General features: G+C 48.9%; 10 protein-coding genes. 7 read left to right on the top strand and 3 right to left on the bottom strand.

The window, feature by feature from the left end:
* Window positions 1-164 precede the first annotated feature (164 nt).
* The 7 genes from AZ66_RS31520 (at window position 165) to AZ66_RS20335 (ending at window position 8,619) form a co-directional block, all read left to right on the top strand.
* Complete coding sequence (locus AZ66_RS31520; RefSeq protein WP_005543625.1) at window positions 165-338, top strand: hypothetical protein; 174 nt, start codon at window positions 165-167, stop codon at window positions 336-338.
* 199 nt (window positions 339-537) lie between these two features.
* A complete protein-coding gene (locus tag AZ66_RS20310) occupies window positions 538-990 on the top strand; it encodes a MarR family winged helix-turn-helix transcriptional regulator (protein WP_044356507.1) in 453 nt (150 codons plus the stop codon).
* 113 nt (window positions 991-1,103) lie between these two features.
* Complete coding sequence (locus AZ66_RS20315) at window positions 1,104-2,930, top strand: ABC transporter ATP-binding protein (RefSeq protein WP_044356508.1); 1,827 nt, start codon at window positions 1,104-1,106, stop codon at window positions 2,928-2,930.
* A gap of 67 nt (window positions 2,931-2,997) precedes the next feature.
* On the top strand, window positions 2,998-4,809 hold the full coding sequence (locus AZ66_RS20320) for an ABC transporter ATP-binding protein (RefSeq protein ID WP_442950313.1): 1,812 nt from the start codon (window positions 2,998-3,000) through the stop codon (window positions 4,807-4,809).
* A gap of 282 nt (window positions 4,810-5,091) precedes the next feature.
* Window positions 5,092-6,291 (top strand): iron-containing alcohol dehydrogenase, encoded by a 1,200-nt coding sequence (locus AZ66_RS20325; RefSeq protein ID WP_044356509.1) that lies wholly within the window; start codon window positions 5,092-5,094, stop codon window positions 6,289-6,291.
* A 257-nt stretch (window positions 6,292-6,548) separates the two neighbouring features.
* Window positions 6,549-8,186, top strand: a complete 1,638-nt coding sequence (locus AZ66_RS20330) for a formate--tetrahydrofolate ligase (RefSeq protein ID WP_044356514.1) — start codon at window positions 6,549-6,551, stop codon at window positions 8,184-8,186.
* Between the two features lie 127 nt (window positions 8,187-8,313).
* Complete coding sequence (locus AZ66_RS20335) at window positions 8,314-8,619, top strand: MTH1187 family thiamine-binding protein (protein ID WP_044356510.1); 306 nt, start codon at window positions 8,314-8,316, stop codon at window positions 8,617-8,619.
* A 103-nt stretch (window positions 8,620-8,722) separates the two neighbouring features.
* On the opposite strand, the gene AZ66_RS20340 is transcribed toward AZ66_RS20335, so the two are convergent.
* The 3 genes from AZ66_RS20340 to AZ66_RS20350 form a co-directional block, all read right to left on the bottom strand.
* Window positions 8,723-10,540: a glycerophosphodiester phosphodiesterase gene (locus AZ66_RS20340; protein WP_052648705.1), complete on the bottom strand. Its 1,818-nt coding sequence runs from the start codon at window positions 10,538-10,540 to the stop codon at window positions 8,723-8,725.
* A gap of 282 nt (window positions 10,541-10,822) precedes the next feature.
* Window positions 10,823-12,088: a Glu/Leu/Phe/Val family dehydrogenase gene (locus AZ66_RS20345; RefSeq protein WP_044356511.1), complete on the bottom strand. Its 1,266-nt coding sequence runs from the start codon at window positions 12,086-12,088 to the stop codon at window positions 10,823-10,825.
* Window positions 12,089-12,649: 561 nt separating this feature from the next.
* Window positions 12,650-13,371: citrate/2-methylcitrate synthase (locus AZ66_RS20350; RefSeq protein ID WP_044356512.1), on the bottom strand; the 722-nt coding region annotated here is incomplete at its 5' end.

Below are 13,371 nucleotides of genomic sequence, written 5' to 3' on the forward strand. Positions count from 1 at the left end.
GCGAGCATTATTACAAGCGAACCGTTCTGTTTCATGAAGATGATGCTTCTTGCGGTCAGACGCGGCAGGAAGAGGGGACACCACATTTTTCTAACAAGAGTCTACTCCTTATACTTAAATAGGCTTAAATTGTGCACGTACAACAAGCGAGGAGTGACTTCTGTTTGAGTTACGAACAAATGTTAGATAGACGAAATGAACTGTTAAAGCGGAATATCCAGCAATACATTGCACAGGACAATCAGCACGGACTGAATTCACAAGAGCAATACTTGATGAATCATATGATTAAGGAGCTTCATCAGAACATGCATGATCTGCATGCTAGCCATAAATAAGGCGGTATGTCGGACTGTTGATGATATACGGGAATCGGGAAGAGAGCGTCTGCGTGAGCAGATGTCGTTTTTTTTTTTTTTTGCAGGTTACGCACGATTGAGGGGGGGTGTCTGCTGCTTGAATCCGATTCAGCTCTATGGTAGACTACTGTCACAAAATAAGTAGTCGGCTAAATAAATGAATGGGAGTTTATAAGCAATGGAAGATACGTATTTAGATTCGTTAGAGGTGTTGCTGTCACAGGTAGTGCGGGCATACAACAATGAAATGATGAAGAAGGTGCAGGATGTGGGCATCCATCCTGGACAGCTGCCGATGCTGTTTCTGCTTAGTGATCAAGATGGTCGGAGTCAGAAGGAATTAGTGGAGAAGGCGAAGATTAAGCCAGCAACGGTTACGGTGATGCTGAATCGTTTGGAGAAAGCGGGGCTCATCGAACGCCGTGCGGATGAGGAGGACTTGCGGGTTTCCCGCGTATATTTGCTGCCAAGAGGCAAGGAGGCCGTAGGGCATGTGCAGAAGGCCGTGAAGGAAGTGGAACAGCAATGCTTCCAAGGATTCCGTGAGGAGGAGAAAATCCTGCTGCGTCGTTTCTTGCTGCATATGCATCACAATCTGTCTGCTCATGATGAAGAGGGGGTAGGCGAATAGAATAGCAGCCGCTGTTGGCTGTTAAGGAGTTTTCTGCAATAAGGCTACGAGCCGTCCCCTTCTGCAGTTTGTATCATTAGTTGTCAAACTAACGTGAAAGGTGCGCTGTATTCATGAAACAGTTATTTGCTTATATCTTGCCTTATCGAAAAGCGGCTTTATGCGCGATGCTCCTCATGCTCGTTGAGGTCATATGTGATCTGATGCAGCCGACGCTAATGTCCCATATTGTAGATTATGGTATAGTGAATCGGGATATGGGATATATCGCAAGAACAGGGCTCATGATGGTCGGCATCGCCTTTGTCGGTATTGCGGGTGGAATGGGCTGCGTTTATTTTGCGAGTATTGCTTCACAGCATGTTGGCGCAGATATCCGCTTGGCCATGTTCAAGAACATTCAGACCTTTTCCTTCGACAAGTTGGATCAATTCCATACTTCCTCTCTGATTACGCGATTAACGAATGATGTCGTACAGGTGCAGAACGTCGTGCTGATGATGCTGCGCATGATGACTCGCTTTCCGCTGTTGTTCATGGGTGGGATCGCGATGGCGTTTGCGCTGAACGCGCAGATGGCTCTTATATTCGTTGTAACGGTTCCTTTGTTGTTCGGGGCACTGATTCTTATTTTCCGCAAAGGTATTCCTCTATTCAAAAACGTCCAAACCAAACTCGATCGATTAAATGGTGTAGTGCGCGAAAATTTAGCAGGCATCCGTGTTATTAAAGCGTTTGTTCGCTCTTCGTATGAGCAGAAACGATTTGAAAAGACGAACGCTGACTTGTCAGAAGTAACGGTGAAGGCTGCTCGAATTATGGCGCTTATGATGCCTGTTATGATGCTGGTTATGAATTTCAGTATTGTAGCTGTCCTATGGTTCGGTGGAATCAAGGTGGACGGCGGCAGTATGCAGGTGGGAGAAGTCATCGCCTTTACGAACTATATGATGCAAATTCTGTTCGCGCTTATGATGGTGGGGATGATGCTTATGATGCTGTCTCGGGCTAAGGTGTCTGCAGACAGAATATCTGAAGTGCTGAATACACAGACGGATATTTCAGATATCGCTGCTGTTCGTAACGCAGGACTGGAAGAGGAGCATGGGTCAGAGCATGCACGGGAACATCTAACCGAACATGAATCAGAACTAGCAACGGATTTAGCAGATCACACCACAGCTTATTCCAAGGCACATGGCCAGCTTGTCTTCGATCAAGTTTCTTTCAGCTATGCAGGTGGAGGAGGGCAGCCTGTCCTGAAGCGGATTTCCTTCACGGCGATGCCAGGGGAACGGATTGCGATTCTTGGCTCCACCGGTGCAGGCAAATCAACACTAGTGAACTTAATTCCACGATTTTATGATGTAACAGAAGGGCATATTCTGCTGAGTGGGACCGATATTCGCCATATCCCACTGCGCAAGCTGCGGAAGCAGATTGGAATGGTGCTTCAGGAATCGATCCTGTTCTCCGGGACAATTCGAGATAATATTCGCTGGGGGAACGCAGCAGCTTCCGATCAGGAAGTGCAGGCAGCTGCTGAAGCCGCACAAGCGGCTGAGTTCATTCAGAAGCTGCCAGAAGGTTACGACACGATGATTGGACAACGAGGCGTCAATTTGTCCGGTGGACAGAAGCAGCGCCTGTCCATTGCGCGAGCGCTGTTGAAGCGACCGTCCATACTTGTTCTGGATGACAGTACAAGTGCAGTGGATACAGGTACGGAGGCTCGCATGCAGAAGGCGTTCCGAGAGCATCTGGAGGGCACGACCTGCCTCATAGTAGCCCAGCGAATCAGTTCCGTGCTGGATGCGGATCGCATCATGGTGCTTGATGATGGATGTGTGGTTGGCATAGGGACACATGCAGAGCTGCTGGATAGCTGTGAAGTGTATCAGGATATTTATCGTTCTCAAGTCGGAGAGGAGGCGGTATAGCGTGTCAGAGCAGCATTCTCGTATAGGACGGGAGCAAGAACGCAGTTCCGCTGATCATTCTGTCAAAATGATGGGTCACAAAGGGCCGGGATCAGGGGGCATGCACCTTATGGGTCCTCCTAAGAAAGCTAAGCAATCCAAGGCGACCATCATTCGACTGTGGCAGTATTTGCGTTCGGAACGCATGCCGCTGCTGGGAGTCTTCCTGTTTGTCGTCGCCAGCTCCGTGTGTGCACTGATTGGCCCTTATTTGATCGGCAAGTCTATCGACAGTCTAGGCATCGACTCAGGGACAACCGACTTCGCCTTGCTCGGATCACTTGTGTCTTGGCTGCTTATTGTGTATGCCCTAGGTGCATTAACCTCATGGATGCACACATATATGATGGCAAGCATCTCGCAGCGAACCGTTCAGGCGATTCGCAAGGATGTGTTCGTCAAGGTGCAGACACTTCCGCTCAAGTTCTTCGATGAGCGGCCGCGTGGAGATGTGATGAGTCGCCTAACCAATGATGTCGAGAATATCAACAACTCTCTGTCACAGAGTACGATTCAGATTTTCACCAGTGCCATAACGGTAACTGGCGCTATCGGCATGATGATTGCACTTAGTCCTGTACTGACATTGATTAGCTTAATTGTCGTACCGCTGGGGCTGTTTGTGACCCGCAGCATAGCGAAGCGAACGCGTCGATTTTTTACGGATCAACAGCGTGAGCTGGGAGAACTGAATGGATATATTGAAGAGATGATCTCGGGCCAGCGGGTCATCAAGGCATTTGGCCGCGAGGAAGAAGCAATTGCTGCGTTTGAGAAGAAGAATATTCAGCTAAGACACGTGGGTATTCACGCACAAGCCTTCTCTGGCTTCGTTCCTCCTCTCATGAATGCAATTAACAATATTAGCTTCGCCTTAGTTGCGGCGGTTGGCGGCTATATGGCGGTTCAAGGCGTCATTACGATTGGAATTATTACGGCATTTCTTAATTATTCGAAGCAATTCGCTCGTCCGATTAACGAATTGGCGAATCAGTATAACATGCTGCAGGCGGCGATTGCTGGTGCAGAGCGTATTTTTGAGATCATGGATGAACAGCCGGAGTATGCTGATCAACAGACGATATTGCCATTAGAAGGCATGAAGGGGGAAGTTGTCTTCCAAGATGTATCCTTCGGATATAAGCCGGATGTGCCGGTGTTGAAGGAGGTCATGCTAACAGCACGACCCGGCCAGACAATTGCACTTGTTGGTCCAACCGGGTCTGGGAAGACAACGGTCGTGAACTTGCTCATGCGCTTCTATGATGTTGATCAAGGCTCGATCCTTATTGATGGGCAAGATATTAGAGACATGGACAAGGAGGAGCTGCGCACCTCGATTGGCATGGTGCTGCAGGATACCTATTTGTTTGCCGGATCGGTTAGGGACAATATTCGTTATGGAAGATTAGAGGCAACGGATGAAGAGGTGGAGCAGGCTGCCAGACTTGCCAATGCACATTCATTTATCGTGCGCCTACCTGATGGATATGACGCTGTGCTGACGGAGGACGGCAGCAACCTGAGTCAAGGGCAGCGCCAGCTGCTGACGATTGCGCGGGCTATCTTGGCGGATCCAGCCATTCTCATATTGGATGAAGCGACGAGCAGTATTGATACGAGAACAGAGATGCATATTCAGAAGGCGCTTCAGACCTTGATGAAGGGACGTACGAGTTTCGTTATCGCTCATCGGTTAAGCACGATTCGAGAGGCAGACCAAATTCTCGTTATCGAGCAAGGTCGTATTATTGAGCGTGGAACACATGCAGAATTGCTGAAGCGGGAAGGGTTCTACTATCGATTGTATATGAACCCCCTTATTCAGGAAGTATCCTGATGCCCGTGATATCGAATGTATGACAGCAAATGAAAACTAAAGTGAGTTATGTTGAAGGGTTAGCAAATACAGTACAGATAGTCAAGATAGCTTAATCATTTGGGGGAGCTTCCTGATCCATCCAGGAGGCTCTTAATTGTATACATATATATGGAAAATTGATTCGCCTATCTTCGGTAGCAGGTTGATCAAGGGCTCTAAGGATGATACGATCATACTTCCGAATCCATGCGAGGTGTGCGTAATGAGCAAGGTTCAAGATAAAGAAGAGGTGAGAAAGGTATGTTTACACATAGATTTGCACCCTATCAATATACAGGGTGGGGATCAGCAGCCCAACTGCTGTCAGAAGTGGAGCGTCACGCGCCGAAGCGGATATTGTGCGTGACGAGCAAGTCGGTATTTCGCAACGGTACGGTGGAGCGTGTGCTTCAGCCGCTTCGTGAGGCAGGCTATGATATTGATATCTATACGGATACGATGCCAGAGCCGCCGCTTGCGGCAGGTGAGGCACTCGTTCGCTATACACGTGAAGGTAAGTTTGATCTTGTCATTGGCTTAGGCGGGGGAAGTGCGCTGGATTTGGCTAAGCTGGCGGCAGTTCTATCGCAGCATGAGGGAGCAGTTGCGGATTATTTGAATTTGAGCGGGACTCGTCCATTATCTGTACGCGGCCTGCCGAAGATTCTAATTCCGACGACATCAGGCACAGGCTCGGAAATAACGGATATATCCGTGCTGTCATTGGAGACAACCAAGGACGTTGTTGCTCATGATTACTTGCTGGCTGATGCGGCGATTATTGATCCAGAACTGACCGTGAGTGTACCACCGAGAGTCACTGCAGCGTCGGGCATGGATGCATTAACCCATGCAATCGAGGCTTATGTATCTGTACACGCCAGTCCGACAACAGATGGGGTGGCGCTGCACGCAATTCGCTTAATTAGCCGTTCGCTCTTTCGGGCGGTGAAGGATGGAACGAACAAGGAAGCACGGACTGAAATGAGCTATGGCAGCTATTTAGCTGGCCTCGCCTTCTTCAACGCGGGCGTGGGTGGTGTTCATGCGCTTGCTTATCCGCTCGGCGGACAATTCCATTTATCGCATGGCGAGTCCAATGCAGTTCTGCTGCCGTATGTGATGAATTATATTCGTGGTGCCTGTATGACGCGTCTTCGCCATATCGCAGAGGCAATGGGCGCGGATGTTCGTGAATTGTCCGATGCAGAGGCTTCCTGCCTTGCCATTGAACGGATGAAGCAGCTGATCGAAGAAACGGGAATCCCGCAGACGTTGGATGCCTTCGAGATCCCTCGTGACGCACTGGAGTCACTTGTGCAGGATGGCATACAGCAAAGGCGGCTTCTTGCACGCAGTCCGCTGCTGCTAACAGAAGATGATATTCGTCGTGTGTACCTGTCTGCCTTCGAAGGTGTGCTGGCCGAGGCGGCACCGCTTCAGCAGAACCATGATTCGTAGGTAATTCATATTGGAATCTATAGGGTCTGTTGTGAAGCTCACGCATATTGCGGGGGCTGCGCAAGCAGGCCTTTTTGCGATGTGCTTTTGCGATGCACTTTTGTCATGTACTTTTGCTGCCTTTATTTCCGTTGTGAGGAACGTGCATGTACGCAACAGGCTGGACGTGTATAATAGGGATGATATGTTTACCAGGAATGGACACTAACTATTCTCAAGTTGGAACACGACCGGATACAGGGGGAGAGGGCATGACGATGAAGCGAATCGTAGATGTTGCAGCGCAATTGGGCATTCCGCAAGAAGATGTAGAGCAGTACGGGAAGTATAAGGCCAAGCTTGGACAGGATGTATGGAATCGCGTAGCCGATCGGCCGAACGGGAAGCTCATTCTCGTAACAGCAATGAATCCGACACCGGCTGGCGAAGGGAAGACATTGACGACGATTGGATTGACCCAAGGTCTAAATCGAGTTGGACATAAGGCAGTTGCGGCATTGCGGGAGCCTTCGCTTGGCCCTTGCATGGGGATGAAGGGTGGTGCCACGGGAAGCGGCAAGGCGCAGCTCGTGCCGGCTGAGGATATTAACTTGCATTTTACCGGTGACATTCACGCGGTGTCATCTGCACATAGTGTGCTTGCGGCATTGTTAGATAACCATATCCATCAAGGGAATGCTCTGCGAATACACTCTTCCCGAATCATATGGAAGAGGGCGGTCGATATGAATGATCGTGCCCTTAGAAGTATTGTAGTTGGTCTTGGAGATGGCAATGGCGTTGTTCGTGAGGATGGATTCATGATTACGACTGCCTCAGAAGTTATGGCGGTTCTATGCCTGGCGGAAGATATGGATGATCTTCGCAGTCGCCTAGGACGCATTGTAGTGGCATTCAACGAAGAGGATGAGCCAGTTACCGCTGCAGACTTGAATGCAGTTGAAGCGATGTGTGCATTGCTGAAGGATGCCATTCATCCGAATCTGGTGCAGACAGGCGAAGGGGATCCAGTGTTGGTTCATGGCGGCCCATTTGCGAATATTGCGCACGGCTGCAGCAGTGTTCGTGCTACTCGCCTTGCGTTGAAGCTAGCGGATTATGTAGTGACGGAAGCGGGTTTCGGCGCTGATCTTGGTGCGGAGAAATTCATGGATATTAAGTGCCGCCAGACAGGCTTGTTCCCGTCGGCAGCCGTGTTGGTTGTTACGGTGAAGGCAATGAAATATAACGGTGGCGTATCCAAGCAGGAGCTGGCCGCTGAAAATGTGGAAGCGGTTCGTGCTGGCTTCGTGAATGTACAGCGTCATATTGAAAATATAAAGCAGTTCGGCGTGCCTCTGGTTGTCGCTGTGAATCGATTCGCGACAGATTCGCCTGCCGAGTTGGATGCGGTTATCGAGTTGTGCACACAATCGGGAGTGCGTGCGATCCTGTCTGAGGCATGGGAGAATGGTGGTGAAGGATGCCGCGCATTGGCGCAGTATGTTGCCGAATTGGCCGATTCATCTGATGCTGAATCGCAATTCCAGCTGCTGTACCCGGATGAGTATTCCATTGAGGAGAAGATAGAAGCCGTCGTTACGCGTATCTATCGCGGTGCGGGTGTGCACTATCAGCCTGCGGCGAAGCGTGCTCTGCGCAAGCTGGAGCAGCTTGGAGTAAGCCGCCTGCCTGTATGCATGGCGAAGACGCCATATTCCTTCTCCGATCGAGCAGGCCTGCTTGGCGCACCAGAGGCGTTCACCGTTGAAGTGAAGGATGTTCGCTTATCTGCTGGAGCCGGCTTTGTCGTGGTGCACACAGGTCAAGTGCTAACAATGCCGGGAATGCCAGCACGGCCTGCTGCTGAGCGCATCCATGTGGACGCAAATGGGTGTATTTCAGGGTTGAGCTAACTTAGATGGGAACGAACCTGCGCATGTTCTCCTCTATTTATAGGAGAAGGTAAATGGAGGAATCGTATTGAGCTCTCTTTCGTGAAGGAATATGATGGAGATAGGTTCAAGAAAGGGATGAACGTATATGGCGATAGCTGAGATTACTGTAATTCCAGTCGGCACAGGCTCTACAAGCTTGAGCAGCTACGTGGCAGGAATGCAGAAAGCGCTGGAGAGTGTTGAGGGCATCACCTATGAGCTAACTGCGATGGGAACCATTATTGAGGGGCCGTTGGATCGATTGCTTGCCGCGGTGCAGGCACTTCATGAAAGTCCATTTGAGGCAGGAGCACAACGTGTGTCAACTGTGTTGAAAATCGATGACCGCAGAGACAAGCCGTCTACGGTTGCTCAGAAACTGCAATCTGTACGAGAGAAGCTGCAGGGCTGAAAAGCAACTCGTTCAAATAATGATAAACACCCGGTAGGTAAGCGGATTTTGCTTCTTTACCGGGTGTTTGTGTGTAAATGGAAATGGAGCCTTCTAGTTCTAGTTATTGCTCCTCGCTCTCTACCTGGTGCAGTACCTGAATAGTCTCTTTCGCATCAGTGGCAATGTCTGTAATGATACCGTCAGCTCCAAGTGTATAGAATCGTTCTACACTCTCTGTATCATTGACCGTCCAGACGTAAATGGGCTTGCCGCTCATTTTCGCTGAGCGAATGAGTCTTGGTCGGGCAAATGATTCTTCGACAACGAAGAAATCTGCTTCGAAGCGATTAAGCGGAGCGAAGGTGGCGAATATGACATACCCGACCGTTAGATCCGGTGCTGCCTTCTTCACCTTCTGAACCAGTTCGTAATCTAGGCTTTGCACAATAATTTGTTGTTCTGCCTTATGTTTGCGTATCGTGTTGACAAAGGTAGAGACGAAGTTCTTCTCATGACCATGTGTCTTGAGTTCCACGTTGAGCTTGATTTTCCCCCTCGTTCGCTCGAGTACCTCGTCGAGAGAAGGCACGAAGTCACGGAACTCCCCTGCGCGCAGTGGAATTTGCTGCAATTGAGCGAGTGTAAGATCGAACACATTCACATTTTTTCCGGATAACCGCTTCAAGTTCTCATCATGGATAACTGCCAGCTTGCCATCCTTCGTCTGCAGAATGTCGAGCTCGATATAGTCGGCTCCTGTTCGAATGGCGCCTTCGAAGGCTCCCATTGTATTTTCCACACCAGCAGTCACATCGCCGCGATGAGCCATGATGATGAATTTATCATTATCCTCTCCCCAATCGGTCAATAAGGTCGTTGCTCCCCAGCCGATGGCGATAAGAATGAGAAGTCCGAATGTCGCCAGTGCGGAGCGGTAACGCCGCACAAGTGAACGCCGCATGTTGCGACCTTCCCAGACAGTGGCATCGACTCCATCTGTTTCAAGGTTCACTTGGTCTTGGCCTTGGTATCGCACATAGAGCAGTGTAATGACGGTAATGAACAATGGTGTCATAACTAGCGTTGCAATATACAAGCCTAGGCTGAGTGTGATGCCGAGCGTAATAGCTATGGCAGCCCCCTCGCTATCTCCATCTGGAAGCAGAAGCCCGACCAGGATGAGAAGACAGATCAGGAGAATGAATAGGAGTAAGAAGATAAGAACCCATTCAATCACGGCTCTGACTAATGACCACTTGCTGCGCCAGAACAATCGGCTGCTCTCGCGGACAGCATTCCAGAATTGATTCTTGCCCTCCAATACCATAATCGGCAGGGCATAAATGCAAATCAAATTTAGAATGAGAACGACCAGCGCGACAATGACTAGGACGATGGTTCCGATACTTGTCTTCATTAATTCGCCGGTAATAAAGTTCGGTATCGCAACACTAGGCAGCAATGATCCTCCAATACCGGCATCAAGCAGTGGGAACAACAGCAGCAAATAAAGAGCCAGACCGAATATCCCGATGCGCCATAAGCCTGGCAAGCGAGAGATGGCTTTTAACAACACAGGCCTAATTCGTGCGCGCTTCTTTTGAATACCGTAATAGGCAATATAGACGAGAGCAGCAAATTCCGTGTAAATGAGCATCATGGCAATGGGGGCCATGAGCAGCAGACTGAGCAGGCCGTATCTGCTGAACACGAAGCGGAGCAGATCGTGATTCGCGGCCGCATTGAAGCCCCCGACATCCAGTATTTTGTTGAACAGTATCGTTAAAAGCGGGATGAATACGCCAATCGTCAGTAGTTTGTACACCAATTCAAATAGAAGAAAAGGCCGGTGGGCATATTTCCACACCCCTATAATATCCCTTGTCATTCGAAAAGGAATGAATCGAGAACGGCGCTTATTGGTACGCTTAGCATTCATGATTTATGTTTTCCTTTTATGTCAGTATCGTGATACACGTTACATTATAGACCATGATCCCGTTCTTACCAACAATACGGCTAGATGGGGGAGTGCTGACAGTTAGAAAAATATAGTTGATAGTGTGTGTGTAATGAATATACTCAATTCATGAAAATGGAGTTTTTATGTGTCCAATATACAGAATCAGCCCTCTCGTGCTTCCGACTGGAAGTGGAGAGGGCTGAACTATATTGAAGGGTGAGGATATATTTGACCTTTAGCGCTTAAAATGGCTTATGCTTATACCCAGCCTCTTGCACGCATAGCTTCAGTAACGCGTTGAAGTGAAATCATAAAGGCTGCTGTACGAAGATCTGTAGCGTATTCTTTTGCAAGATCACGAACGGCATTATACGATTTCACCATGTTCACTTGGAGCTTCTCCAGAACTTCTTCTTCGCTCCAGTAGTAGTTCATCAGGTTTTGTACCCACTCGAAGTAAGATACTGTAACACCGCCGGCATTTGCCAAAATGTCAGGGATAACAATCGTTCCGTTCTTGTTCAGGATTGCGTCCGCTTCAGGAGTTGTTGGTCCGTTTGCTGCTTCCGCAACGATGCGTGCTTTGACGCGTGGAGCGTTCTCCTGTGTAATGACATTTTCCAATGCTGCCGGGATCAAGATATCTACATCCAGCTCAAGCAGCTGCTCGTTGCTGATATGGTAGCTTGCGCCGTAATCAAGGATCGTTGCTTCGTCCTTCAACTGCTCTACACGATCCAGATCAAGACCGTTTGCATCATAGATACCGCCACGGGAATCGCTGACTGCCACTACTGTTGCACCGAGGTCTGTGAGCAGGCGAGCTGCAATACGTCCAGCATTACCGAAGCCTTGAACGGCTACCTTTGCGTTCTCCATCGGAAGTTTAATGTCTTCCAATGCAGATTGGATTGCATATACGCAACCTTGAGCAGTCGCCGCGTTCCGTCCAAGGGAACCACCGATGATGATTGGCTTGCCTGTAATAACGCCTGGCGAGTTGTGTCCACGCAAGCGGCTGTATGTGTCCATCATCCAACCCATAATTTGAGGTGTTGTATATACGTCTGGAGCTGGAATATCACGCTCTGGTCCTACGATGTCGGCAATTGCCTCCATGAATGCGCGGCTGAGACGTTCAAGCTCGCCTTTGCTGAGTGTGCGTGGGTCAACGATAACGCCGCCCTTGCCGCCGCCGTATGGCAAGCCAACAACACCACACTTGAATGTCATCCACATGGAGAGTGCTTTAACTTCGTCAAGTGTTACATCCGGATGGAAGCGAATGCCGCCCTTTGTTGGTCCTACTGCATCGTTATGCTGCGAGCGATAGCCTTCGAAGATACGAATAGAGCCGTCGTCCATTCGAACTGGGAAGTTTACGGAAAGAACACGCTTTGGTCTCTTCAGTAATTCGGTGACGTGCTCGGGCAATTGCAATTTAGCTGCAGCTGCATCAATTTGCTTCTTAACGATTTCGTATGGGTTAAGTACTTCTGTTTGTTCGCGTTGTATGGTTTCCATGGGATTACACCTAACCTCTCTGATATAGGAACACTTTTCACACATTATACTGACAATGTGCGCTTTTTGAAATACGCTTTATCGCAAAAAAGCCCACTTCTGTAAAAGAAGATTTTACACAGGGTGATAAATTTTATTACATTAATATAATCTTTTATGGCCATAAAACCTTTTTATAGAAAAATTTTAACAATTTGAAGTGGCTGGTATGTATTTCAAGAGAGGACATTTTTCGCGGCTCTATACGGGCGTATTTCAAATAAATATGATAATAACTAGGGAATTGTGCTTGAGGTGTCATTGGGAAATGTCTATATGAAGAGGACAAGCAATAAGGTGCTTAAAAGTTACATTGGTTAATTAAACCATATTCTAATGCATTCTATCTGCCAAAATGGGATTGGATAATGGAAATGGTACAAATTTCTGATTGTTCGTCTTTTGGATAAATTACGTGGTTTCGGATAAAAAAGGAGGTGCCTGCTCGTCTAATCTTTCCGATCCGACGAAAAGGCACCTAATAAATGTATAAAAAGAGGATAGAGACCAAAGGTTTATGCATTACGATACATGTTCAGTAGTGGGAAACGAGCCAATGTACTTGGCATCGGGACGGTAGATGACATTGTCTTTCGCCTGTTCGATCATATGGGAGGTCCAGCCGACGGTTCGGCTTGCTGAGAAGGTTGGTGTGAACAACTCGCTAGGCAATCCGATTGCACGCATAATGGCAGCTGCATAAAATTCTACGTTCGCATACAGCTTACGCCCAGGCTTATATTCAGCGAGCAGTCGTACAGTAGTATCCTCGACGAACTGAGCCAAATCGAGCCAATGGTCACTTTCCTCCATCTGCGCAATGCGCATTTTCAATGCTTCTGCTCTTGGATCGCGTGTCCGATAAATGCGGTGCCCGAAGCCCATTAACAGGCGACGATTCTCCAACTGTTCACGCAGCCAGCCTTCCGCCCGATCAGCCGTACCGATTGCCTCCAGCATTTCCGTAACACCTGAAGGAGCGCCGCCATGAAGCTGCCCCTTCATCGCCCCAAGCGCCCCCGTCAAAGCGGATACCATATCCGACTCTGTGGAGGTGATAACGCGAGCGGTGAAGGTGGAAGCGTTCAGTCCATGCTCCATGGTAAGGATCATGTACGTTTCCAACGCGCTGGCGTGGATATCGGTCGGATCCTCACCTGTCAGCAAATATAGATAATGGGCTGCATGGCCCAGAGATTCGTTACTCGGTATCGATTCCCATATAGGCAGCCCTTGTTGCTTGC

The organism is Paenibacillus sp. E194 (assembly GCF_000935845.1).
In the GTDB taxonomy this organism is placed as follows: Bacteria; Bacillota; Bacilli; order Paenibacillales; family Paenibacillaceae; genus Paenibacillus_B; species Paenibacillus_B alvei_B.